Annotated in this window: 20 protein-coding genes, 2 tRNA genes and 1 pseudogene; 9 read left to right on the top strand and 14 right to left on the bottom strand. The window is 70.7% G+C overall.

Annotated features, from left to right (window positions below; genetic code table 11):
• Positions 1-43: 43 nt before the first annotated feature.
• Entirely contained in the window at positions 44-856 is an 813-nt protein-coding gene (locus tag ACYVG5_RS09845) for a class E sortase (RefSeq protein WP_222048441.1), read from the bottom strand.
• Positions 857-882: 26 nt separating this feature from the next.
• Complete coding sequence (locus ACYVG5_RS09840) at positions 883-1,620, bottom strand: DUF881 domain-containing protein (protein WP_222048439.1); 738 nt, start codon at positions 1,618-1,620, stop codon at positions 883-885.
• A gap of 156 nt (positions 1,621-1,776) precedes the next feature.
• Between ACYVG5_RS09840 and crgA the strand changes: the two genes are divergently transcribed.
• Positions 1,777-2,049: a cell division protein CrgA gene (gene crgA, locus ACYVG5_RS09835; protein ID WP_222048438.1), complete on the top strand. Its 273-nt coding sequence runs from the start codon at positions 1,777-1,779 to the stop codon at positions 2,047-2,049.
• Between the two features lie 518 nt (positions 2,050-2,567).
• On the opposite strand, the gene ACYVG5_RS09830 is transcribed toward crgA, so the two are convergent.
• The gene (locus tag ACYVG5_RS09830) at positions 2,568-3,728 is read right to left on the bottom strand and encodes a thiolase family protein (RefSeq protein ID WP_222048437.1); all 1,161 of its coding nucleotides are present in this window, start codon (positions 3,726-3,728) and stop codon (positions 2,568-2,570) included.
• A gap of 121 nt (positions 3,729-3,849) precedes the next feature.
• Between ACYVG5_RS09830 and ACYVG5_RS09825 the strand changes: the two genes are divergently transcribed.
• Complete coding sequence (locus ACYVG5_RS09825; RefSeq protein WP_460683142.1) at positions 3,850-4,257, top strand: PH domain-containing protein; 408 nt, start codon at positions 3,850-3,852, stop codon at positions 4,255-4,257.
• Here the strand turns inward: ACYVG5_RS09825 and ACYVG5_RS09820 are convergent.
• The 5 genes from ACYVG5_RS09820 to ACYVG5_RS09800 form a co-directional block, all read right to left on the bottom strand.
• Positions 4,254-4,997, bottom strand: a complete 744-nt coding sequence (locus ACYVG5_RS09820; protein ID WP_222048436.1) for a rhomboid family intramembrane serine protease — start codon at positions 4,995-4,997, stop codon at positions 4,254-4,256. The genes ACYVG5_RS09825 and ACYVG5_RS09820 overlap by 4 nt on opposite strands.
• A 137-nt stretch (positions 4,998-5,134) precedes the next feature.
• On the bottom strand, positions 5,135-5,671 hold the full coding sequence (locus ACYVG5_RS09815) for a peptidylprolyl isomerase (RefSeq protein WP_222048435.1): 537 nt from the start codon (positions 5,669-5,671) through the stop codon (positions 5,135-5,137).
• Positions 5,672-6,160: 489 nt separating this feature from the next.
• On the bottom strand, positions 6,161-6,670 hold the full coding sequence (locus ACYVG5_RS09810; protein ID WP_460683141.1) for a hypothetical protein: 510 nt from the start codon (positions 6,668-6,670) through the stop codon (positions 6,161-6,163).
• Between the two features lie 66 nt (positions 6,671-6,736).
• Positions 6,737-6,949 (bottom strand): hypothetical protein, encoded by a 213-nt coding sequence (locus ACYVG5_RS09805; RefSeq protein ID WP_222048432.1) that lies wholly within the window; start codon positions 6,947-6,949, stop codon positions 6,737-6,739.
• Between the two features lie 208 nt (positions 6,950-7,157).
• On the bottom strand, positions 7,158-7,403 hold the full coding sequence (locus ACYVG5_RS09800) for a hypothetical protein (protein WP_222048430.1): 246 nt from the start codon (positions 7,401-7,403) through the stop codon (positions 7,158-7,160).
• A gap of 152 nt (positions 7,404-7,555) precedes the next feature.
• Between ACYVG5_RS09800 and ACYVG5_RS09795 the strand changes: the two genes are divergently transcribed.
• Genes ACYVG5_RS09795 through ACYVG5_RS09785 form a run of 3 tightly spaced genes read left to right on the top strand, consistent with a single transcriptional unit; the run spans position 7,556 to position 12,336 of the window.
• Complete coding sequence (locus tag ACYVG5_RS09795) at positions 7,556-8,395, top strand: site-specific DNA-methyltransferase (RefSeq protein WP_222048428.1); 840 nt, start codon at positions 7,556-7,558, stop codon at positions 8,393-8,395.
• A gap of 30 nt (positions 8,396-8,425) precedes the next feature.
• A complete protein-coding gene (locus tag ACYVG5_RS09790) occupies positions 8,426-10,315 on the top strand; it encodes an AAA family ATPase (RefSeq protein ID WP_222048426.1) in 1,890 nt (629 codons plus the stop codon).
• The gene (locus ACYVG5_RS09785; protein ID WP_222048424.1) at positions 10,312-12,336 is read left to right on the top strand and encodes a hypothetical protein; all 2,025 of its coding nucleotides are present in this window, start codon (positions 10,312-10,314) and stop codon (positions 12,334-12,336) included. The genes ACYVG5_RS09790 and ACYVG5_RS09785 overlap by 4 nt, the downstream gene beginning before the upstream one ends.
• Here the strand turns inward: ACYVG5_RS09785 and ACYVG5_RS09780 are convergent.
• Complete coding sequence (locus ACYVG5_RS09780; protein ID WP_460683140.1) at positions 12,313-13,287, bottom strand: PGN_0703 family putative restriction endonuclease; 975 nt, start codon at positions 13,285-13,287, stop codon at positions 12,313-12,315. The two genes, ACYVG5_RS09785 and ACYVG5_RS09780, sit on opposite strands and share 24 nt — an antisense overlap.
• 192 nt (positions 13,288-13,479) lie before the next feature.
• On the opposite strand from ACYVG5_RS09780, the gene ACYVG5_RS09775 reads away from it, so the two are divergent.
• From ACYVG5_RS09775 to ACYVG5_RS09760, 4 genes and pseudogenes are all read left to right on the top strand, one after another.
• Positions 13,480-13,656 (top strand): hypothetical protein, encoded by a 177-nt coding sequence (locus ACYVG5_RS09775; protein WP_222048420.1) that lies wholly within the window; start codon positions 13,480-13,482, stop codon positions 13,654-13,656.
• 695 nt (positions 13,657-14,351) lie between these two features.
• Positions 14,352-17,987 carry a MobF family relaxase gene (gene mobF, locus ACYVG5_RS09770; protein WP_222048418.1) on the top strand — a complete coding sequence of 1,212 codons (3,636 nt, stop codon included), beginning with the start codon at positions 14,352-14,354 and terminating at the stop codon, positions 17,985-17,987.
• Between the two features lie 161 nt (positions 17,988-18,148).
• Positions 18,149-18,373, top strand: a complete 225-nt coding sequence (locus tag ACYVG5_RS09765; protein WP_222048416.1) for a helix-turn-helix transcriptional regulator — start codon at positions 18,149-18,151, stop codon at positions 18,371-18,373.
• A 162-nt stretch (positions 18,374-18,535) separates the two neighbouring features.
• Positions 18,536-19,483 (top strand): annotated as a pseudogene (locus ACYVG5_RS09760) (tyrosine-type recombinase/integrase); the annotation flags it as partial.
• A gap of 205 nt (positions 19,484-19,688) precedes the next feature.
• Here the strand turns inward: ACYVG5_RS09760 and ACYVG5_RS09755 are convergent.
• The 5 genes from ACYVG5_RS09755 to gyrA all read right to left on the bottom strand — a co-directional run bounded on the left by ACYVG5_RS09755 (position 19,689) and on the right by gyrA (position 23,712).
• Positions 19,689-19,761 (bottom strand) — tRNA-Ala (locus tag ACYVG5_RS09755).
• Positions 19,762-19,795: 34 nt separating this feature from the next.
• Positions 19,796-19,936, bottom strand: coding sequence for a DLW-39 family protein (locus ACYVG5_RS09750; RefSeq protein ID WP_222048606.1), 141 nt, complete (start codon positions 19,934-19,936; stop codon positions 19,796-19,798).
• A gap of 92 nt (positions 19,937-20,028) precedes the next feature.
• Positions 20,029-20,102 (bottom strand) — tRNA-Ile (locus tag ACYVG5_RS09745).
• Positions 20,103-20,371: 269 nt separating this feature from the next.
• Positions 20,372-21,100 carry a DUF3566 domain-containing protein gene (locus ACYVG5_RS09740; RefSeq protein WP_222048412.1) on the bottom strand — a complete coding sequence of 243 codons (729 nt, stop codon included), beginning with the start codon at positions 21,098-21,100 and terminating at the stop codon, positions 20,372-20,374.
• A 143-nt stretch (positions 21,101-21,243) separates the two neighbouring features.
• Positions 21,244-23,712, bottom strand: a complete 2,469-nt coding sequence (gene gyrA / locus ACYVG5_RS09735; protein WP_222048410.1) for a DNA gyrase subunit A — start codon at positions 23,710-23,712, stop codon at positions 21,244-21,246.
• Positions 23,713-23,760: the final 48 nt, after the last annotated feature.

Raw genomic sequence — 23,760 nt, 5'->3', positions numbered from 1 at the left:
GCCATTCCTTCCCTCGGCCGATTCCGCCCGCCAGCCTCCCAGCTCAGTCCGCGCGCAGGGCGGCCGGGCCGTCGGGCGCGTCGGCCCGGCTCTGGGCGTCGGCCAGCTCGGCGTGGATGATCAACCGCTGCTGGGCCGAGTACTTCGGGTGGCAGGTGGTCAGCGTGAGGTACGCGCCGGTCGGGGGCGTGCCGGGGGCGGCGTTCGGGGTGGGGGCGATGACGGCGACCTCCGCCGGCGACACGATGTGCTGGCCGGGGATCCCGCTGGGGTCGGCGAACTCGCCGGTCGCCGGGTCGCCCAGCACGCGGTAGGTGAACCAGCCCTCCGCGGTCTCGACGACGATCGGGTCGCCCGGTCGCATCTGGTCGAGGTCGAGGAAGGGTGAGCCGCGGCCGACCCGGTGCCCGGCGATCGACAGGTTGCCCTGCTCACCGGGCATCGCGGTGTCCACGTAGTGACCGGGACCCTCTTCCAGCTCCTGGGTCCCGGTGCCCTCGACGACCACCCGGGACCAGTCCTCGCCGAGCCGGGGCACGTGCAGCACGGCGAACGGGTCCCCGATCGCCACGTCGATCGGCCCGCCGAGGAAGGTGCCACCGGGTGCCGCGACGGTGGGGTCACCCCACTGCTCCGCGAGCTCGTCGCTCAGCTCGCCCTGCCGCTGGGCGGTGAGCAGGTCGGTGACCCAGAGCTGGTAGACGACGAACAGCAGGACCACCAGCCCGGCGGTGACCAGGGTCTGCCCGATGCCACGGGCGACGGTGCGCGCGAGGTCACCGCGCTGCCGCCGCGGCCGGCCGTACCGGACCGGTCCGCTGGACGCCGGCCATCCGGTCTGTACTGCGCTGCCCACGGGTCCTCCGAGTCGGCGGCCGGAGATCAGCCGGCGTCGGCGTACTGCATGTCCAGGCCGCCATCGTAGGCGGCCAGATCGATCGATCTGGCCTCCTGCACGTCGAACGTCAGCCCGAAGTCGTCGACCGCCTGCTGGAGCAGCTCCACCCCGTCGGCGGCGGCCAGCTCCTCCTGCATCTCATCGGCGTCCCCGACCGCGGTGACGACGAAGGGCGGGGAGTACGTGCGGCCCTGCAGCAACAGGGTGTTGCCCACGCAGCGCACGGCGCTGGTGGCGATCAGCCGCTGGCCCATGATGGCCACGCCGTCCGCGCCGGCCGCCCAGAGGGCGTTCACCACCGCCTGGACGTCGGACTGGTGGATGACCACGTCGTCGCCGGTGGCGCCGACCGGGAGGACCCCGCCCGGCGACCGCGGCGCGTCGTCCAGGGTGATCCGGACGCCCGGGCCGCTGAGCGCGGTGAGGCCGGCGGAGACCAGGCCGGCCTGGCCGACCTGGGCCTCGGCGACCGCACCGTTGCGCAACGCGGCCTGGTCGGTGAGCCGCTGGATCCGCTCCTGCAACCGGGCCAGCTCCTGCTGCTGCCGGGCGACGGCCTCGTTGCGCTGCTCGATGAGGCTGGAGAGCTCGATGCTGTCCCCGGCCCGCAGGTCGGTACCCAGGGCCGTCTTGCCGGAGGTGGCGAACAGCAGGCCGGCGAGCAGCGCGACCACCGGCACCAGGGCCGTCCACAGCCCGCGGCTGCCGGGTCGACGGGACATCGTGCACCTCCTCGCTGGGGACGGCGAGGGTGTCCGCGTCGGCGACGCGACCTGCCGGGGACGGCCCGCTGGGGACCTCGCTGCCCCCTCGCAGCTTAGGCTGGACGGCAGAGTCGCCGGGGCGCCAGGCCGCCGGCCGGAGGAGGAGTCGGCAGGGTGCCCAAGTCCAAGGTGCGCAAGAAGTCCGTGTACACCCCGCCCGAGGGCGTCCTGCCCAGCCGGGCAGCCCGCGCCAAGGCCGCCGAGCCGAGCCCGCGCTGGTACGCCGGGGTGATGGTCGGGCTCATGGTGCTGGGCCTGCTGTGGATCGTCGTCTTCTACGTGGCCGGCGAGCAGATCCCGTTCATGGCCTCGCTGAACTCGTGGAACTTCGCCATCGGGTTCGGTGCCATGGTGGCCGGCCTGGTGATGTCGATGCGCTGGCGCTGACCCGCCCCCTGCCACCCTCCGCGAAGGCCCTCGTCCCGATTCGGGACGAGGGCCTCTGCGTTTCCCGGCCCCGCGACCGGGACGATCCGATGCCTTCCGATGCCTCTGTGTGGACATCCCGTCACTGTGTGGACAGACGGTGCGGTGCGGCGCCGGTCCGCGCTCACCGGCGAAGTCTGTGCACAGCGAACGTCGGAATCCACAGCGTGCCACCCGCCCCGTCCACGGACCTGTCCACCGGATGTGGGCGGCGGCGACCCGCGAGCACGTGCCTGACCTGCACGGACACCGGCCGTGTGACCAGTGGGGCAGAAACGGCACAGCGGTAACTACACGCGTGCAAGTCCATCCCCAGCTGTGCACACACTTGTGGAGAAGTCGACTCGACGCAGGAGGATGACCGTCCCGGGACGCCGCAGCCCCCGGTCGACACGGCGACCGGGGGCTGCGGGGACACGGTGCGGGGACACGGCGCGGGGACACGGTGCGGGGACACGGGGTCCGCCGCGGCGGAACGGTCAGCCGCCGATCAGCTCCAGCACGGTGGCGTTCGCCATTCCGCCGCCCTCGCACATCGTCTGCAGGCCGTACCGCGTGCCGGTCGCCTGCATGTGGTGCACGAGCGTGGTCATGATCCGGGCACCGGAGGCACCCAGCGGGTGCCCCAGGGCGATGGCACCACCGAGGGGGTTGACCCGCTCGGTGTCCGCCCCCGTCTCGGCCAGCCAGGCCAGCGGTACCGGCGCGAAGGCCTCGTTGACCTCGAAGACCCCGATGTCGGCCAGGGTCAGGCCGGACCGGTCCAGCACCTTGCGGGTCGCCGGGATGGGTGCGGTGAGCATGATGACCGGGTCGTCGCCGGCCACCACCGTGGTGTGCACCCGCACGAGCGGCGTCAGCCCGAGCCGGCGGGCCTGCTCCGAGGTGGTGACCAGCAGGGCGGCCGCGCCGTCGGAGATCTGGCTGGCGTTGCCGGCGCTGACCACACCGTCGGACTGGAACGGCGTCTTCAGACCGGCCAGCTTCTCCAGCGTGCCGCCGGGCCGGATGCCCTCGTCGGCGCGCACCACGGTCCCGTCGGGGACGGTGACCGGGACGATCTGCTCGTCGAACGCGCCGCCGGCCCGGGCCTTGGCCGCCAGGTCGTGCGAGCGCAGCGCGAACTCGTCGAGCTGGGCCCGGGAGAACCCCCAGCGGGCGGCGATCATCTCGGCGCCGACGCCCTGGTTGGGGGCGACGCCGTCGTAGCGGGCCAGGAACTCCGGCCCCAGCGGGCTGCCGGTCGTCCCGTCGCCCACCGAGCTGCCCATCGGCACCCGGCTCATCGACTCGACCCCGCCGGCCACGACCACGTCGGCCTGACCGCTGACCACCGTGGCGGCGGCGAAGGCCACCGCCTGCTGCGAGGAGCCGCACTGGCGGTCGATCGTCGTGCCCGGCACCGACTCGGGCCAGCCGGCCGCCAGCGCCGCCACCCGGCCGATGTTGTAGGTCTGCTCGCCCACCTGGCTGACGCAGCCCCAGAAGACGTCGTCCACCGTGGCCGGGTCGAGCCCGGTGCGCTCGACGAGCGCGCGCAGCACGCCCGCCGACAGGTCGGCCGGGTGCACCCCGGACAGCCCTCCGCCACGCCTGCCGACCGGCGTGCGCACCGCCGCACAGATGACCGCGTCCCGCATGGACCACTCCTCCCGCCTCGGCAGCCCCGGTGCGGGGCCGCTCGCGGAACGCCGAGCACGTCCCAGCCGCGATCGTAGGACGCCGGTCCGACGGTCCGGCGCGGCTGACAAGCTGGATGGCGTGCAGTGGTCCACCCGGAGCGGCGAGACCGCCGTGGCAGCAGCGGCCGCCGCCGTCCTGGCGCTCACCGCGGTGCTGGTGGACCCGGTGGGCCGGCTGCTGGTCGGCGTGGCGGCCGGGGTGCTGCTGGTCGTGGTGGCCCGGGACCTGGTGCTACGGCCCCGGCTGCGCACCGACGCCGTCGGCGTGACGGTGCGGACGGTCGGGGGCAGCCGCACCGTCCCGTGGCCGGCGTTGCGCGTCCGGGTGCGGGCCACCCGCCGGCTGGGAACCCGCACCCGCACGCTGGAACTCGAGGACAGCCGGGACGACGCCGTCCTGCTGGTGCTGGGCCGGCGCGACCTGGGCACCGATCCGGAGCTCGTCGCGGCGGCACTCCACCGGACCGGCCCGGCCACGATCGGCTAGCGCAGGCCACCGAACAGCAGGGCTAGCAGCACGAGGACCAGGACCACCGTGCCGCCGACGGCGACCGGCCGGCGACGCCGGCCGAGCACCAGGACGGCGGCCACCGCTGCGCCGACGACCAGGCCCCCGAGGTGCCCGAGGAGTGAGATCCCGGGCAGGAAGCTGATCGCCAGGTTGATCACCAGCAGGGTCAGCAGGCCGCGCAGGTCCTGCCGCTGCTGGACCAGGACGACGCCGAACGCGCCCAGCAGGCCGTAGATGGCCGCCGAGGCGCCCACCGCGCCCTGGAAGTAGGCGCCGAGCAGCTGCAGGGCCACCGCCCCGCCGAGGGCGGAGACGAGGTAGATCGTGAGGTAGCGGGCGCGGCCCAGCTGCCGCTCCAGCTCGGAGCCGAACAGCAGCAGCGCCAGCATGTTCAGGCCCAGGTGGATCGGGCTGACGTGGGTGAACGCGGCGGTGGCCACCCGCCACCACTCGCCGGCGTCGACCGCGGCCGGGCTGACCGCGAAGGCGTTCTGCAGCGGCGAGGCGAAGCTGCGCAACGGGTCGACCCCGACCACGACCGCGGAGACCGCGGTGGCCAGGGCGACGGCGACGTTGAGCGCGATGAGGATCAGGGTGATCGGGCCGAACCGGCGCCCGGCGCTGCGCACCGCGCTGCCGCGGCGGGGCCGGCGGACACCGGCGTTCCCGGCGGCCACGCATTCCGGGCACTGGAAGCCGACCGAGGCAGGCTGCATGCAGTCGGGACAGATCGGCCGCCCGCAGCGGACGCAGGAGATCCCGGTCGGCCGGCCGGGGTGCCGGTAGCAGGTCGCCGGCGGGGGCGCCGGCTGCGGATCTCCCGCGCCGGCGCCCCCGGGAGCGTCGGGGGTGGTCAGCTGCGCTGCACCTCGACCGAGGTGATCACCACGTCCTCCAGGGGACGGTCGCCGCGCGCGGTGGGGACCGCGGCGATGGCGTCCACGACCTGGCGACCGGCGTCGTCGGCGACCTCGCCGAAGATCGTGTGCTTCCGGTTCAGGTGCGGGGTCTTGCCGACGGTGATGAAGAACTGCGATCCGTTGGTGCCCGGGCCGGCGTTGGCCATGGCCAGCAGGTAGGGGCGGTCGAAGGACAGGTCGGGGTGGAACTCGTCGCCGAACTTGTAACCGGGGCCGCCGATGCCCTGCCCGAGCGGGTCGCCGCCCTGGATCATGAAGCCACCGATGACCCGGTGGAAGATCGTCCCGTCGTAGAGCTTGGCGGTGGTCTTCTCCCGGGTCTCCGGGTGGGTCCACTCGCGGGCGCCCTCGGCGAGGTCGGCGAAGTTCGCGACCGTCTTCGGCGCGTGGTCGGGGAACAGGTCGACGGTGATGTCGCCGTGGTTGGTGTGCAGGACGGCACGCCGTGCGGCGGAGGTCTGGTCAGTCACGGGCACCACTCTCCCACTCCGCCACCGACGGGCGCCGGGGGAGGGCACCCGCGGCCGGGACGGGCCGGGCTGTGGAGACGAGGGGAATCGAACCCCTAACCCCCGCCTTGCAAAATCGACCGCGGAGTGGTTTGGCGCGGTGGGCTGTGACTGAAAACGGTGGCTGACCAGCGCATTTACCGTTGGTCCCTGTCGGGCGGTGTTGGCCGTTTCTGAGCGTTTTGCGGACCATCTGCGGACTGGGTGCGGACTGGGGCCGCTGCGGCAGTCGCCTCGGACACTGCCCCGACGACGGCACCCGCCCCCACACCCGCAGGAGCCTCTCCGACTGCGCCGGCCGCCGGAAGGGCGCTGCGCGTCCCTGCGGGATGGGCCTACGGCCCACCCTTCCCCCGGCGCTGCGCAGTCGGAGGGGAGCTGGTTGTGGGGAAGCGGGGTGGGGTCCCGGCTGACCGCCCGCATTCTGCCTCGACGCGGTGGGGCCCGGCGTCACCGGCCACCTGTCGGCGGTGACGGGTCCTCGGACCAGGATCGGTACAGCTGGTGGATTCCCTCGGACTCGGCCAGCACGGTCCGCCACTGGGCGTTCTGCGGCTCCGCGCCCATCTCGATGCACCACTGCACCGCAGACTCGAGGGTCTGCCGCGGAGTGGGGAAGTGCCCGTCAGGGCGGACGGTGTAGAGGTGGAGGTGCGGGAAGGTCGCGTGGCTCTTGCCGGCCGGATGCCAGTGCATCGCCCACACCTTCGCGTTGTCGGGCGCCCGGAACTCATAGAGGTAGGCCGACGTGGTGACCCGCCAGCGCCCCTCATGAACGTCGTACTTCTCGGGGTCGGTCGGGATGATCCGGTAGTGCATGGACGCCAGAAACCGGCTGCCGGCCGCGTCTCCGCGCAGTACGAGGCCGTCGCCGCCGTTCAGGGTCCAGACGTGGGTCTTGTCCGTGGTCGCGCGACCGCCGGGTGAGACGACGATCTTGCCCGTGCCGAGGCAGGCCACCGCTCGTTCGAGAGGTGCCAGGAACGCTGCGACCGCTTGATACGGCGACGCTCCCGGCACGAGGCGTCAGCGTACGAGAGGCAGCGCCATGAGCACGTCGAGCAGCCCCGGGTTGGCATCGGGGTCGACGTCGTCGTACTTGCCCTCGTCGAGGGCCGCGAGGAACTCTTCCCCGCTCAAGTCCAAGGCAGTGCGGGCGACTCGGTCGAAGGCCGCGGCGGCCTCCTGGGGGGTGAGTTCACTGACCTCGACAGACGCGCTGCTCTCTGCGATCGACATGGTCACCCCTCCTTCATTCACTCGTTCATCCACAAGGACGTCCACACCCACGTGTCTACAGGGTGCCACCGACGGAAACCCCGCGGCGAGCCCGGGCGCATGCGCCGTCACACGTTCGAGGCGGGCCGTGGTCGGCACAGAGCAAGCAGCAGTCCCACTGCTTTGTCGGTAGGGGGCCGTAGCGTGCCCGGACGTGAGAGACCGACCGCTACGTGTCCCTCGTCGGACGCCACCCCGGAGCGGTGTATGTGCGCTCGTGGACCGTCCTACGGGTGGCATCGGCCCAGGCGATCACGTCGCGAATGTCCCAGATCTTGCCACCGGCCAGCGCCACGACCGGTTCGGGGAAGGCGTGATCCAGTTCTCGCTGTTGCCAGACGTTCACGGTGTTGGCTTGAACTCCAAGCACAGTTGCAATCTCGTGCGGTCCGGCAAGGTACCGGGCGTCCTCCACGTCTCCACGGTAGTGACCGATGCGGGCAGAGACGCTCTGGCGCGCCGCCTTCCCCAACCGACGGAGATCTCTTACACTTGTCCATGCATAGCCAAGTAAGGGTTGGAGGACCGTTGAGTGAGCCGGCTCGATCTACCGAGGGTCCGAACGTTGTGGCCGCGGGCAAGCGCTCGGGCCACTCCTGGACCCTGATCCAAGGCGATTGCCGCGAAGAGGCGGCATTGCTTGAACAGAACTCGATCGATTGTGTCGTGACAAGTCCGCCATACTACTGGCAGCGCGACTACGATGTCGAGGGTCAAATCGGCATGGAAGTCAGCATTCAGGGCTACGTCGACAATATCGTCCGCGCAATGGATGGCTTGCGGCAGGCACTCAAGCCGACCGGCACCCTATTTCTGAATCTGGGCGACACCTACTACAACGCCAAGGGCCGGCCGCACGGCACGGATGCGAAACACCGGAGCCGTCGCATGTCGGTGCTGCGTGCGGTCGACGGGCCAGGTCTCGGGTTGCCGCGAAAGTCCCTCATCGGCATCCCCTGGCGCGTCGCGCTGGCGATGCAGGCTGCGGGCTGGACGCTGCGAAGCGACATTATTTGGATGCGTAACACCAGCATTCCCGAGCCGACCGCCAAAGACCGCCCATGGCGCAAGTACGAACACATTTTCATGTTTACGCAGTCGACCAAGTACTACTTCGACCGCGAGGCGCTTGCCGGGGAGGAAGACGTCTGGTTCATCGAGCCTGAGCGCAACTCCCTGGCCCGCGGAACTCATTACGCGCCATACCCACGTGAGCTGGTCCGGCGGTGCATCGACATCGGCTGTCCCGAGGGCGGGACGGTGCTCGATCCCTTCCTTGGGGGCGGCACGACGATGTCGGTAGCACTCGAGAAAGGGCGCGACGCGGTGGGGCTGGAACTGAACCCCGACTTCTGCAAGCACGTCATGAGCGTGCTGGAGGCGGACAGCGACAACAGCGCGGGCTGAGGTGTCACTGCGAGCCAGTACGGTTCCTGTGTGCCGTACCCCTCACCCCAGCTCCTGGCCGTCGCAGCCGACGACCTAGCTGGTAGCCATCCGCTGACTGTCGTCACGATCCCAGCCCTTCTTCATGCTGCTGGGCCCGGCGCGGATGAACTTTTCCATGACTTGGGGCCGCTGCCGACCATCCCGCGGTTCGGTACCACGCAGGAACGGCCTGTTTTGGAGTCGTTCCGCCTGCGCGAGGAGTCCGCAAGCCCCTACCTGGCCGTATGGCAGGACCAACCATCCTTCATTCGCTATGACTATCCCGGTTCCACTCTGCAACGGCTCCGTACCCAGGACCGGCTTGGGCAAGAGCTTTTCGACATCGCGTGGGGCCAGGATGCCCGTGGAAAGCGGGTCCGGATCGGTACGGCACTTCGCCCCACTGCCGGCCCCGCGCTGACACGGAACAACGTCAAGCGCATCAACCGGCTCAGCTTGGCCGTCTGGCTTGGGCGCGACCAGGACCTCGCCACCCTCGACGACTACCTCGACTGGTTTGACGACGAGTACCCGCTGGCGAGCACAGACTTGCAGGACTTCTATCCGAGAGCCATGCCTAGGTACGCCGTACCGAGTGCCATGCAGTCGATGCTGTGGACCGACCAACCGTCGAACGAAGACATCCTTGAGGCCCTCCCGCCGATTAGCGACCGGGAAGCCGTTCTCGCCCTGCCATCCACCTCGCCGACCTCAACGGGAACTGCCGAGCCGGTGTCCGCGAGCGGCGTGGAGGCAGACGACGATCTCCGGTGGACGCGTGACTTCTGCGCGCATCCGCTGCGCGACGCTGACGTACAACGCCTCCGCCAGCGCGTTCTTGCCGACCTGGCCACGAGCCGCATCACGCTGCCGGACGCCGAGGCGCTGGTAACCCGTTGCGTGACGGCGCTCCTGGTCGGACATCTCGTGCTGCAAGGGCCTCCCGGAACTGGGAAGACCACGTTGGCCCGCATCCTGGCAGATGCCTTCGACGTACGCCTATTGGCATCGACAGCGACGAGTGAGTGGTCCCCTTTTCACGTAGTTGGCGGCCTCCGGCCGGCCGCAGACGGGTCGCTCCAGCCTTCCTACGGCAAGGTCGCCGATGCCGCGCTGAAATGTGCAATCCAGGTTCGCGATGAGGTGACCGCCGAAGACCAAGGCGACGACACGTCGTCGGGCGAGCAGGCACGGCGCTGGCAAGGAACGTGGCTGCTGATCGACGAGTTCAACCGCGCTGACATCGACAAGGCAATCGGTTCTCTCTACACGGTGCTGTCGTCGTGCGACCCCGCCAACCTGGAGCGCAGCCCGATCGACCTCTGGTTCGAGACGGAGGGCCGACAACAGCTGTGGGTGCCTGCCCGCTTCCGGATCATCGCGGCCATGAATGACCTCGACACCAGTTTCGTCAACCCGATCTCACAGGGCCTGACTCGACGGTTCCAGTTCATCACTGTGGGAACGCCGGTTGCTGAACTTTCCCACGCTGGAACGAACGAGGAGACTGAGAGCAGCCTGCAGACGGCGTACGACTGGCTCAGCTCGACCTATGGCGCTGCCTTGGCTGTGGACTCGCTGGAGGCGGTCCGTGGGCGCATCGGCGCAGAGATCGCGCTGCTGCAGCGGATTGTGGCGGATCTGCGGCGGACGAGCGAATCGGTCGCCGGTTGGCCGATCGGAACCGCCCAGCTGGTCGATGTCTTTCGCGTCATCCTGCTGCAGACGGCGAGTGGCATCGCGCCCGCCGAGGCGCTCGACTGGGCGATCGCCGACCGGGTGGTGCCGCAGATGGGGCAGCTCGATGACCTGCAGTTGCAGCGCGCCAGCGAGCTGTTCGCGGCCCTGCCCAAAGCGCAAGCGGCTCTACAGCACCTCGTCAACCCCCACGGCGTATGACTGCACCAGACGCCGAGTGGTTCGGTGAGCCTCCGGAGACCGATGCACGCCTGATCGAGGAAGCGCCCGGCGGCGCTCTGAGCGAGCTCGGACGTCAGGCGGCGGTCGAGGCCTCGTTGCCGCTGCTCGGCGTCTACTTCTCAAGCGGCGATCAGGACCTGTCCGAACGTTCGGCGGCCTCCCGGACGGCCGCCGCTTCCGAGCTGGAAGAACTTCTCGCCGGCTTGCGGCTGCGCGTGGCGCTCGCGGCAGGGCGCCGGCTACTGACGTTCCTCGAGAACATGGCCAGGCGGCCAACCTTCCGCTACCAGCTCGTCAGCACCGAACAGGTCGGCTCGCTCGGCGGGGCCCTGGACATCAATCGCTGGGTCACCCGGCAACGCGGCGGCGATCAGGACCTGTCGTTCCCCGTCAGCGAGGTGCGGCGCGGCTCCCGGACGCCCGAAAACACGTTGGCCAGCTACGCCACACAATGGCTCACCCGCGAACTACGGGACAGCTTCCGGGCCAGTACGGCATCGGTCGAGGCGGTCGAGTATCGAGCAGTACGCCGACTACGCGAGCGACTGGAGCGCGCGCAGCGGATACCGGCGCTGGCGGACTGCCGGCAGGACGCGCAGACCATCCGTACCCGCGTAGCCATTGAGCGGCTAATCAGCCAAGTCCGCCGCCGACTCCAGCGACGGGAGATCGCCCATCCTGGCCCATACCGGCAGCTCGTCGAGTGGATCGATGAGTGCTTGGCAGGCGTCCCCACCGTCGACCCCGGGGCGGTAGACCTGTCGGTGTACGGCGACAGCTTCGACAGCAAGCTGTATGAACTCTGGTGCCTCGGGGCACTCGGACGAGCGCTGGCTCGGGCTCTCAACCTGCCGGAACCGAGGATCGGTTCGGCCTGGCGCCGTACGGGCGCGGCCTACCAATTCGAGGTCTTCGCCGGCCGCCTCGACCTCTTCTTCCAGCGCAGCCTGTCGTCGGTCGACGCCGGCCACGCCGCGACGTGGAGGCGCGAGAATGGCCGGCGCTTGGGCGGCATCCCGGACATCGTGGTGCGAGCACACCCGACCGCGGGTAACCGCCGGTATGCGGTGATCGACCCGAAGCTGCGACAGCGCCAGCGGCTGCCTTCGGAAGAGCTCTACAAGATCCTTGGATACCTGCAGAACTTCGGCGTGCAGCCGCCAGTCGGGGTGGTGCTGATTTACACGACAAGCAGCAATGCCATCGAGCCTGACGTCTTCACAGATGGCGCCGGCGGCACCTTAATGTCGGTGGCACTCAACCCGGCAGCGCCGTCCGAGGTCGTGGACGCCGCCCTTGAGTCGGTCGTCACGGTCGTTCTCAAGTTGATCGAGTATCAGTCTGTCGGCGCGGCACTGAGCGGGTCGGACGCTGACCAGGGCGACGCCGAGCGGACCGAAGGCGTCATCGACGCGGCACGGTCGTCGTTGACTGCCTGGGGTCGCAGCCATCTCGCCGAGATTGGACCGAGTCGCGAGCGGCTCGCCACGCTCGTTGGCGAGGAGCGCTGGCACGTCCTCAGCGAGGACGTCCAGGTGATGATGGCGACGGCCGATCTGGTCGGCCACCAGCTCGATCCTGCCGCCGATTTTTCGGGCCCCGTTATTGGGATGTGCGCGGCCGTCGAGCATCTCCTGCACGCAGCAGTCATCACGCCCGTCACCAGCGGGAACCACAATTGGCAGCGTCAGACGCGCACACTCGGCGCGGCCCTGGACGCGATCGAGCTGGCCTGCCGCGGCAGGGGATCCCAACTCCCCCGTGACGTGCAAACTCACATGCTGAGCGCCGGCATCGATCCGACTGCCGTCGCTGGACTGATCCCAGCGTGGCGGCGGATGAACACGGCGTTCCGGGTCCCGGCCGCTCACCGTCAGGTGATCACGAGGGCAGACTGGCAGCGTCTCTACCGATTGGTCATCGGCGGGGAGGCGTTGTTCACGCAGACCTACGACGCGCTCTATGCCCAAGCGGACTCAACTGAGGACAGTTCTCCCTGACGATCGGTCGGCTTGAGACGCGACCCAGACGGCTTCACTCGGTTCCAGATCGATGTACCGCTCTCGGAGGGCCACGCAGTACTGTCGGTCCTCGATGCTTCCGGCGGTGTCGTGCATGACCGCCAAAAGGGCCGCGAGCGTGGCATGGGTCAGGTCGCTGGCGTCATTGAGCTGCTGTCGGTAGGCCCGCGCCACCGATGTCGCGTCACCGAGTAGCGGATGTGTCAGCAGCAGAAGACCTGCTAGCTTGGTCGCGCCCCGGACACGGCCGATCGCCGCAGCGAGAGCATGCACGCGCAGGAGTTGATTGGTCGATCGATCAAGATGCTCATGGATGTTCGACCGCCACAAGGGGATATCGGAGAAGAGTTGCTGATAGGCCTCACCGATTGGCAAGACCCGACTTATAAACCGATCGACCAGCTTCACTTCGATAGCGACGTAGCGGCTCTCGGCTCCATAGCGCAGCGCGACGAGCACATCCATACGAGTGGAGTCCTGCAGAAAGAGACTGCGGCGCGCCGGCGCATACTCCAGCCAGATATCGTCAACAACGCAGCCGGCAATTCCGAGAATCTGGCCGAATACGGCTCCCGCCCATCGCAAGTCGTTGAACAACGGAGCCATAAGGTTGATCGTCAGCGCCTGGCTTGACGTCATCACTGTCGTGCACCTCTGCGGGTCGACGCCCCACCCTTCGGCACGACGACGCTGGTACAGCGACCGGGCCGCCGGCGAGGTGAAGTTGGCGCCGCGGACGGCGTCCTCGGGATGCAGCACGCTGCCCACCGGCCGGCCACTGGGCAACGGCAGTCGCCCGAAGCGGGAAAGCTGCAAGACCTCGCTGCGGTACCACGCCTGGTGGCAGCGCAGCCTCGCGGCCGCGACGCTCTCGGCAACATCGAGCGGTCCCAGCCGAGCCAGCATCTCAGGCGCGACAGGCGATCTCATGAGTCGTTGCTGAATGAGTGGCTGCTCATGGGCCGGGGGAAGTCCGGCCCCAGTGCCAGACGCGGCCTTGAGCGCCAACTGGAGACGAGCGGCCAGCGCCGTCGGGTTGCCATCCACCGCGGGTTATCTGCCAACTCCGCGGCCACCCTTCTTCGCATCCCGAGTCTGCTTTGCAGACCAACTGGAGGCTCGGTGCGCCCGGAGATCCGCGACAGCTTGCTCACGCCGTTGCCGTTCACGCGCTGGTCCTCTGCGAGCATCACGAACCTCCTCGTACTCAGCCACAGCAGCGACCTCTACGCGCGAGGAGAAGACGATCTCGCCATCCACAACGACGTGATAGCGACCGTCGTCAGGAACCTGAGCTGAGGCGCGCTCCAGGCTGATTCCGAGTTTGGAGTCAGCCTTCATGACCCCATCCATGGTGGGCACAGTAGTCGCGTACGTTCGCTGCTCTGCCGCGCGAGGCCCGGTTGGCGGCAAGTCTTGGCGACGGTCGACGACATGAGTCCGACTGTCGTTTCGCGGCTCTGCAAGTGGCGCCGCCGAGACCCGTGCTGGCCTTGGCGACGAGGGGTGGCCACGGTGAAACGCACGGCCGCCGCGCCTCGGCTGCACAGGGCCCAGCTATCGCCCCGAGGAGGGCTGCGCCAGGGTCGCCACTCACCAAACCCGCCATGGCGCCGACCACGCTCCCGAACGCGTCGGCAGCAGCGTCGAACGTCTCGCGTACGGCGTCGCCGCCGCCCTCGTCCGCGTCGGTCATTCGCCGAGCTCGCAGGAGGCGCCGACAGTCCAACCGTGGCGCAGCTTCAGCAAGCCCGGGCTTAACCTCTCTTTTCAACTCGGACTATCAACGGCTATCAGCACCTCAAATGGGACGAAGATCGACACGCCTCGCTAACATCTGAAGAAGACGCGTCCCGCCGCCTCGAACACCACCCAAAGCAGCGGCACGAATGCTACCTTCGGAGGTAGCTCGGGCCCCGCTTCGCGGGGCCCATCGCCGTTTCTAGGGGTGACTTGTTGGCCATTGTTGGGTGGCGTTGAGAATGCACGGCGGAATGAAGATCTACGCCGGCGCGCCGGCGGCTGCCCGGCACTACGTGGAGGCCGACCGCGGCCGGGCGGATGACTACTACCTCACCGAGGGCACCGGGATCGCCCGCCGCTTCACCGCCACCGACGGTCGCGTGACCGAGCTGGGGCCGCTGGCCGGCGACAGCTACGAGACCTGGGTCGCCGGCCGCGACCCGGCCACGGGCGAGCCGCGGGGGCAGCTGCGCGGCGACGAACACGCCGTTCGGTTCGCCGAGGTGGTGGTGAACGGCCCGAAGAGCTGGTCGCTGGCCGCCGCCTTGCACCCGGAGATCGCGAGGGCGTACGAGGCGGCGCAGGACCGCGCCGCAGGGCAGATCATCGCCTGGCTCTCGGAGCACGCCACCACCAGGATCGGGCCGCGCGGCGGTCAGGTGCAGGTCCCGGTCGAGGTACTGGAGGCGGCGACGGTGCGGCACTACACCTCCCGGGCGAACGACCCGCACTGGCATCTGCACTTGCAGCTGCTGTCCCGGGTGTTCGCGGCCGGGAAATGGCGCGGTCTGCACACCGTCGGGGTTCGCGACTTCCTGGGCGCGATCAACGGGATCGGGCATGCGGCGATGGCGTGTGACCCGGCATTGAACGCCGCCTTCGCCGCGCACGGCTACCGGAAGGACGGTACTGGAGAACTACGGGAGCTCACCGACTACGTGGGCCCGTTCAGCGCGCGGCACGCGCAGATCGCCCGGAATGTGGACCGCTACGAGCGTGTTTGGACCGCCGCGCACCCCGGCGAATCCCCCGGCCCGGCGTTGCGCCGCGCGTGGGACGCCCGGGCATGGGCCGACGGCCGCCCGGACAAGGTCACTGCCCAGCCCGGGGTCGGGCTGGAGGAACGCTGGCGGGCCGACCTGTCCGCCCTCGGCTACCGCGCCCCGGCCGGCCCGGTCGACCTGGCCCCCACCCCGATCGGGGCCCTCGATCGCGACGCGCTGGTACAGCGCGCGCTGACCCGGCTGGCGGCCGGGCGGTCGGCGTGGAACGCCGCCGACATCCGCGGCGAGGCCGAACGGCTGATCGCCGCCGCAGGCGTCGTGGCCGACGCGCCGGTGCGCATCGAGCTGGCCGAAGACCTCACCGCCCGCGCCCTGCAGCAATGCCTGCCGTTGCTGGACCGCGACGGCGTGCCGGAGCACATCCGCGCGTGGACCTCGCAGACGGTCCTCGAGGTCGAGGCCGACCTGACCACCCGCCTCGCCGCCCGCGCCGCGACCGACGGGCCTCATCTCGACCTGACACTGCCCCTTGGACCCGAGGCTTGTGCCGGGCGGCTGGATGCCGGCCAGGCAGGAGCGGTCGCCGCCATGGCGGGCGACCGACCGCTCATAGTGGTGGAGGGCGCCGCCGGCGCGGGCAAGACCACCACACTGGCCGCCACCCGGGGCCTGCTCGAGGCGCGGGGCCGCCGGCTCATGGTGGTCACCCCCACCCGCAAGGCGGCCAAGGTGGCCGCCGGTGAGCTGGGTGCGGCCGCCGGGTCGGCGGCGTCCCTGGCCTTCGGGCACGGCTGGCGCTGGAACGCCGACGGCGCCTGGATCCGGCTCGCGCCCGGGGAGAGCGACCCAGCCACCGGCCGTGCCTATGCCGGCCCGACGGAGGGAGCGCGGCTGCGGCCGGGGGACCTGCTGGTGGTCGACGAGGCCGGCATGCTCGACCAGGACACCGCCCGCGCCCTGCTCACCGTCGCCGACGAGTGCCAGGTCCGCGTGGCGCTGCTCGGCGACCGGCACCAGCTCTCCGCGGTCGGCCGCGGCGGCATCCTGGACCTCGCCATCGACAGGGTCGACCCCGCGGCAACCCTGACCCTCGACGCGGTGCACCGCTTCACCCAAACCGACGAGCAGGGCCGCACCACACCCGACACCACCTACGCCGCGCTGACCCTGGCCATGCGCACCGGCTCCGACCCCGGCGCCGTCTTCGACGCCCTCCTCGCCCGCGGCCAGATCCAGCTGTTCCTCGACGCCGCCGCGCGGCAGGACACGCTGGCCGCCACCGCCGCCGCGTCATATGCCGCCGGCCGCCGGGTGGCCGTGGTGGTGGACACCCGCGACCAGGCCGCCGAACTCAACACCGCCATCCGGGAACGGCTGGTCACCGCCGGCCGGGTCGACGACCGGACGGTGGTCATCACCGGCGCCGGGGAGCGGATCGGCACCGGGGACCGGATCGCCACCCGCCGCAACGACCGCCACCTCGACATCGCCAACCGCGACACCTGGACCGTCGCCGCCGTCGGCTGCCGCGGCGGGCTGCTCGTCACCCCCGCTGTCACCCCCACCAGCACCGTCCCCGGGACCGGGCCCGGCGGTGTCACCCCTGCCGGCCCAGGGACACGGGTACTTCCCGCCGACTACGTCACCGCGCACGTCGAACTCGCCTACGCCACCACCGCCCACGGCGTGCAGGGTGACACCGTCACCGCCGCGCACGTAGTAGTCGGCGAGCACACCGGCGCCTCCTCCTGCTACGTCGGGATGACCCGCGGCCGAACCGCGAACACCGCTCACCTCGTCGCCACCGACACCGAGGAGGCTCGGGAGCAGTGGATCGCGGTCTTCGCCCGCGACCGCGCCGACCTCGGGCCCGCGCACGCCACCGGGCAGGCCGCCCGTGAGGCCGCCGGCTACGCCCTGGCTCGCCCGCTCGATGAGGTGCTGGCCGAGCTGCTCGTGGCGTGGACGGCCGAGCAACGCTGCCTTCAGCGACTCGCCTACTGGGAGCCGCAGCGCGAGACGCTGCGCGAGGTGATCGCGCTCGAAGCGCCGCACGTCGGCGAACTCGTGAACCGCGAAGCCGCCCGTGAGCAGACGGCGATCGCTGCGGAACAGGCCAGACGGCGGGCTGGGGACAGCGGCGCGGCCTTCGCCGCCCACGCCGACCGCGCCCGGGACACCCTCCTCGCGCGCTGGGAGGGCGAACGCCCCGCCACACGCACGGCGGCAAGAACCGTGCTCGACAGCCCGGGCCGGCTCGGACTCCGGCGAGGCGCAGTCGCGCGAGCCGGCGAGCAGCTCCTCGACTGGGCCGACAGGTGGCGTCCACACGTGCCGTCCCTGCCCACCGACCCGACCGACCTCGCGCAGGTGGCCGGCTGGTTCGACGACCGGCCCGCCCTGTGGAGGGCGTTCGACGACTCCGCCCACCGGGCGGCCGAACACGCTCACCCCGAGCACGCCCAGCTCTGCGCGGCCGCCGACGACGCCCGGCACGCGGCAGAGCAGGCCCGGCGCGCACTGGCCGAAGCCAGCCGGCAGCGCGAGGAGCGGCTCGACCCCTTCGGGCCCGTCGCCTGGACCGCCGACCCGGCCGGCCAGCTCATCGACCTCCAGCGCGACATCGCCACCACCCGTCAGGAGCTCACCGACGCGCGGACGCGCATCGCGACCCTCACCGCCGACCCGGCTCTCCGCGCCCAGCCGCCCGAGCGGCTCGATCGCGAGCGCGAGGCCTGGCGCACACGGCGTTCGGCGGACCCCGAGCAGCGCGGATCGGCGCGCCTGCAGCCGACCGCCCCCGTCCCGGGGGTCCGCAGGCCCGAGGAGCGCCTCGGCTCGTCCCTCGCCCCGCGTGGCAGTGCCCCAGGCATCGGTCGATGAGTGGGCGGCCTCCGCCGACGCCGCCGCGGACTCGGACAGCGGAGGCAGGAGAACAACTGGAGGTTTTCGGCAGCATCTTGCGGTCGGCTGTCAGTACGAGCTCCGGATCGGCGCCTTCTCAGGTGACGGAGCCAGTCCACCCGACCAGACCGGAGCCAGTCATGCGCGACCATGCCGCCAGTCGCGAGCCCGAACTGCTCACCATCACCGAAGCCGCCGAGCTCCTCCGTGCCCCGGTCGCCACCCTGCGGTACTGGCGCCACCTGGGCACCGGCCCCCGCAGCTTCCGCCTCGGCCGCCGCGTCCTCTATCGCTGCGACGACCTCCGGAGCTGGATCGACGCCCAGCACGACCAGATCGCTCCTGGCCCGGGGAGCCGGCGGTGAGCTGCCCGACCGCCAGCGCGGGCAGCAATCCACAGAATGCGGTCAACCCACCAGAGAAGCAGGCAACCGACTGCAGACTGGCTCTGCAGATGCTCGCGTCAGCGGTAAAGCCCCTCGTGTGCACGCCACGGCCGGGGCTCGAGGAGAGGCAGGTGGTCGGCGATGGTGTCGATCGCGAAAAGACCTGACGGCACGTACCGGCCGCGCTACCGGGATGAGCACGGTAAGGAGCACGCTCGCCACTTCAAGCGCAAGGTCGACGCCCAGCGATGGCTCGACGAGGTCACCACGGCCGTGCAGACGGGCACCTACGTCGACCCCAAACGGGCCAGGACGACCGTGGGAGAGCTGGCGCCCGTCTGGCTCGCCGGGAAGATCAACCTCAAGCCCACCAGTCGGGCCCGCTACGCCGACGTCCTCAAGACCCACGTCCTACCGCGCTGGGGGAACGTCGCGCTGATCCGGGTGACCCACGGCGACGTGCAGGCCTGGCTGTCCGAGCTCTCCGACCGCGGCCTGGCCGGGGCCTCGGTCCGCAAGGCGCAGGGCGTCCTGTCCGGCATCCTCGGCCTCGCGGTGCGGGACCGGCGCCTGGCCGTCAACCCCGCGCTCGGCGTCGCACTGCCGCCGATGGGCGAGAAGCGCCGACGTTACCTGACCGCCGAACAGCTCGACACGCTCGCCGAGGCCGCCGGGCCCGGCCGAATCGCGGTCCTCGTGCTGGGCTACTGCGGGCTGCGCTGGTCGGAGCTGGCGGCGCTGCGGGTGCGGCACTTCGACCTGCTGCGCCGGCGGGTGCTGGTCGAGGAGGCGGTCACCGAGGTCGACGGCTCCCGTCTGGTGTGGGGCACCCCCAAGACCCACGGCCGCCGCTCGGTGCCGCTGCCGCGGTTCCTCGTCGACGAACTCGCCCGCACGGTGGTGACCCGCCCGGCGGACGAGCTGGCCTTCCCCTCGCCGCAGGGCGCGGTGCTGCGCAACCGGAACGCCCGGTCCGCCTGGTTCGACGCCGCGGCCCGGGCCATCGGGGAGCCCGGGCTCACGCCGCACGAACTCCGGCACACCGCGGCCTCGCTGGCGATCAAGGCCGGCGCCAACGTCAAGGCGGTGCAGCGGATGCTCGGGCACGCCTCGGCGGCCATGACCCTGGACCGCTACGCCGACCTGTTCGACGACGACCTGGACGACGTGGCCGACCGGCTGGACGCGCTGCGGGCCGCATCCCGCGGACGAGTTGCGGACTTTTTGCGGACTGAGACCCGGTCGGAGGGCTCGCCGGAGCCCCCGACGGAGGTAAATCCGCAGGTCAGAGGAGTGGAGACGAGGGGAATCGAACCCCTAACCCCCGCCTTGCAAAGGCGGTGCTCTGCCAATTGAGCTACGTCCCCGGGTCGGTGGCGCGGGCGGCCGCACCACCGGGGATCACGACCGGGGGGTGCTGACCGCTCCCGGTCCGCGGGTGGCCTCGGCCCACAGGTCGGCCTCGCCCTTGCCGGCGCCCCGCTTGCGGACGGCGACCACCGCACCGGCGGCGAGCGCTGCCAGGGCCAGCTTCTTCAGCACGCGGGGGACCTCCTCGAACGGTGTCGGTCGCCGCGGCCGCGACGACCGGTGTCCGTCGTCGCGGCGCCGTCGACCGGCCACCGGTGCACGGGTGGGCCTGGGAGGACTTGAACCTCCGGCCTCATCCTTATCAGGGATGCGCTCTAACCGTCTGAGCTACAGGCCCGTGGACCGGGGAGAACTGTACCTGGCTGATCCCCGGCTTCCGTCGGGGGGTACTGGACCGGGAGAGCCGGGAACGGGCCCGGTCGCGAAGCGGCCTCCGTCGGGGGTGCCGGACCGGGAGAGCCGGGAACGGGCCCGGTCGCGAAGCGGCCTCCGTGGACCCGTCGCGGGGCCCGGAGGGTTCCCGACGGGAACGCGGGCAACGGCTCAGCGCTGCTGGGGGACGGCACCTGGCCGCGGTGCGGCCCGAAGGGTCGCCATGTGCACAGCTCAGTCCCGCTCGGAGAGGGTGACCTCGATCCCGCCCACCAGGTCGGAGCAGAGGTTGTAGACGACCGAGCCCACCGTGCACAGCGCCGTCATCAGCACGATGTTGATCAGGCCGATCACCGCCGCGCCGCCGAAGACGACGCCCGCCGTGATGACCTCGCTGCCGCCCTCTCCGCCGGTGTCACCGCCGGAGACGCTGCCCAGCTGGCCGAACAGGTCGTTGAGGGTGTCGAACACTCCCAGGCCGTTCAGCACGCCGAAGAGGATCCCGACCGCGACCATCCAGACGAAGAACAGCGCGATCGAGACGACCAGCGAGATCTTCAGCGCCGACCAGGTGTCGATGTGCCGCAGCTGCAGCCGGGCCCGGCGCGGGCCACGTCCGCGGGCGGCCGCGCTGCGGGCCTTCTCGCCGGCGCTCTTCGCCGACCGTTGGGCCCCGCCGCTGTCGCCGGCCGGGACGGCGGCGTCCGCGGCGCCCGCCGCGTTCGAGGAACGGGACGGGACACCGGGCACCCGGGCGGTGGCGTCGTCGGCCGGGGCATCGGGACGGGCGCTCCCGGCCGCGACCGCCCCGTCGGCGACGGTGGTCCGGTTGCCGGCCGGCGCGCCCGGGGCGGACGTCCCGGTCGAGGAGGGACGCTCGCCACCGGCTGGGGCGTCGGTTGCCGCCTCGCCGGCAGCCTCACGGGATCCGGTGCGCACCGCACCTCGCGTCCGGTCGCTCATCCGTTTCTCCCGTCCCCCAGCGGCGTGCGCCGCTTCGCTGCGGCCATCGCCGGGCGGGATCGCTCCGGTCATTGCCGTGGTCGTTGCACATCCGTGACCTGGGATGTCCTGCCCCAGGCCACGGCAGTGGCATCGGCTTCAGACTAGGCGTCGGGCTCGTCGTTGTCCGTCGTTCGCGCGATCGCCACGATCGACACGTCTTCAGGCAAGTTCATGAGCTTGACGCCCATCGTGGCCCGGTCGCGGGTGTGCCGCACGCCGTTCACCGGCGTCCGGATGACCCCACCGCCGGAGGTGATCGCGTAGAGCTCGTCCCCGAGCACGACGGCCAGCGCACCGACGAGCACGCCCTTGCGCGCCTTGGGGTCGGCGGTGAGCACGCCCTTGCCACCGCGGTTCTGGTCCGGGTAGTGCTCGATACCGGTGCGCTTGGCGTAGCCGCCCTCCGTGGCCACCAGGACGTCGACGCCCTCCTGCACGACGATCATCGACAGCAGGGTGTCGTCGTCGGCCAGCGAGATGCCGCGCACTCCCTCGGTGGCCCGGCCCATCGGCCGCAGCTGCTCGTCGTTGGCCTTGAAGCAGATCGACATCGCCTTGCGGGTGACCAGCAGCAGGTTCTGGTCGGGGCTGATCAGCGCGGCGCCGACCAGCTCGTCGTTCTCCCGCAGGTTGATGGCGATCACGCCGCCGGTGCGCGGGGAGTCGAAGTCGGTCAGCCGGGTCTTCTTCACCTGACCGCGGGCCGTCGCCAGCACCAGGTACGGCACCACCGAGTAGTCCTTGATCTGGATGACCTGGGCGATCTTCTCGTCCGGCTGGAAGGCCAGGATGTTCGCCACGTGCGCGCCGCGAGCGGTGCGCGCGGCCTCGGGCAGCTCGTAGGCCTTGGCGCGGTACACCCGGCCCTTGTTGGTGAAGAACAGGATCCAGTCGTGGGTGGAGCCCACGAAGAACTGCTGGACCAGGTCGTCCTGCTTGAGCGCGGCCCCCATGACCCCCTTGCCGCCGCGGCGCTGCGAGCGGTAGAGGTCGGCCTTGGTCCGCTTGGCGTAGCCGGTGCGGGTGATCGTGACGACCACCTGCTCCTCGGCGATGAGGTCCTCCATGGACACGTCGCCGTCGTTGGCCACGAACTGGGTGCGCCGGTCGTCGCCGTACTTCTCCACGATCTCGGCGAGCTCGTCGTGGATGATCTGCCGCTGCCGCTCCGGCGAGTCGAGGATGGCCTGCAACTCGGCGATCCGGGCCTCGATCTCGGCCAGCTCGTCGAGGATCCGCTGGCGCTCCAGCGCCGCCAGCCGGCGCAGCTGCAGGTCCAGGATGGCGACGGCCTGGACCTCGTCGACGTCCAGCAGCTCCATCAGGCCGGTGCGCGCCGCCTCGGCCGACTCGCTGCTCCGGATCAGGGCGATGACGGCGTCGAGCTGGTCCAGGGCCTTGGCGTAGCCGCGCAGCAGGTGCGCGCGCTCCTCGGCCTTGCGCAGCCGGTAACGGGTACGGCGGACGATGACCTCGACCTGGTGGACGACCCACAGCCGGATCAGCTCGTCCAGGCGCAGCGTGCGGGGCACCCCGTCGACGATCGAGAGCATGTTGCAGCCGAACGTGGTCTGCAGCTGGGTGTGCTTGTAGAGGTTGTTCAGCACCACCTTCGCGACGGCGTCCCGGCGTAGCGTGATGACCAGCCGGCGGCCGACCCGGTCGCTGGACTCGTCGGCGATCTCGCTGATGCCCTGCAGCCGGCCGTCCCGGACGGCGTCGGCGATCGCCTCGGCCAGGTTGTCCGGGTTGACCTGGTACGGCAGCTCGGTGACCACCAGCTGCACCCGGCCCCGGGAGTCCTCCTCGACCGTGACCACGGCCCGCATCCGCACCGAGCCGCGCCCGGTGCGGTAGGCCTCCTCGATGCCGTCGCGACCGACGATCAGCCCGTGGGTCGGGAAGTCGGGGCCCTTGACGCGCTGCATGCAGGCGTTGAGCGCCTCCTCGGCCTCGGCCTCCGGGTGCTCGAGCATCCAGAAGACGGCCGCGGCGATCTCGCGCAGGTTGTGCGGCGGCATGTTCGTCGCCATGCCGACCGCGATCCCGGCCGAGCCGTTGACCAGCAGGTTCGGGATCCGCGACGGCAGGACCAGCGGCTCGAGGTTCTTGCCGTCGTAGTTGGGCTGGAAGTCGACGGTGTCCTCGTCGATGTCCCGGAGCATCTCCATGGCCAGCGGAGTCAGGCGAGCCTCGGTATATCTCATGGCTGCCGCAGGGTCATTGCCCGGTGACCCGAAGTTACCCTGCCCGTCGATCAGCGGGTAGCGCATCGACCACGGCTGGGCCAGCCGCACGAGGGCGTCGTAGATCGACGAGTCACCGTGCGGGTGGTAGTTACCCATCACCTCGCCGACGACGCGGGCGCACTTGACGGTCGCCCGGTCGGGGCGGAAGCCCTGGTCGAACATCGCGTACAGCACCCGGCGGTGCACCGGCTTGAGCCCGTCGCGCACGTCGGGCAGCGCGCGGCCCACGATGACCGACATCGCGTAGTCGATGTAGCTGCGCTGCATCTCCTGCTGGAGGTCGACCGGCTCGACGCGGTCGCGGCTGGGGGTCTCGGTCATGGTTCAGGTCTCCCGGGTGGTGCTCGGTGAGTTCGCGCCGCAGGCCCC

The sequence above is a fragment of the Modestobacter lapidis genome, from assembly GCF_054780755.1.
The sequence above is the reverse complement of the archived record's forward strand: the minus strand, read 5'-3'. Positions and strand labels throughout refer to the sequence as shown.

Bases quoted from the DNA above. Each gene is read 5' to 3' on its own strand.
- ACYVG5_RS09780 (WP_460683140.1), bottom strand. From the start codon at position 13,287: ATGAGATCGCCTGTCGCGCCTGAGATGCTGGCTCGGCTGGGACCGCTC.
- ACYVG5_RS09830 (WP_222048437.1), bottom strand. From the start codon at position 3,728: ATGCGGGACGCGGTCATCTGTGCGGCGGTGCGCACGCCGGTCGGCAGG.
- ACYVG5_RS09820 (WP_222048436.1), bottom strand. From the start codon at position 4,997: ATGCAGCCTGCCTCGGTCGGCTTCCAGTGCCCGGAATGCGTGGCCGCC.
- ACYVG5_RS09785 (WP_222048424.1), top strand. From the start codon at position 10,312: ATGACTGCACCAGACGCCGAGTGGTTCGGTGAGCCTCCGGAGACCGAT.
- ACYVG5_RS09740 (WP_222048412.1), bottom strand. From the start codon at position 21,100: ATGAGCGACCGGACGCGAGGTGCGGTGCGCACCGGATCCCGTGAGGCT.
- ACYVG5_RS09805 (WP_222048432.1), bottom strand. From the start codon at position 6,949: ATGTCGATCGCAGAGAGCAGCGCGTCTGTCGAGGTCAGTGAACTCACC.
- mobF (WP_222048418.1), top strand. From the start codon at position 14,352: ATGAAGATCTACGCCGGCGCGCCGGCGGCTGCCCGGCACTACGTGGAG.
- gyrA (WP_222048410.1), bottom strand. From the start codon at position 23,712: ATGACCGAGACCCCCAGCCGCGACCGCGTCGAGCCGGTCGACCTCCAG.
- ACYVG5_RS09840 (WP_222048439.1), bottom strand. From the start codon at position 1,620: ATGTCCCGTCGACCCGGCAGCCGCGGGCTGTGGACGGCCCTGGTGCCG.
- ACYVG5_RS09765 (WP_222048416.1), top strand. From the start codon at position 18,149: ATGCGCGACCATGCCGCCAGTCGCGAGCCCGAACTGCTCACCATCACC.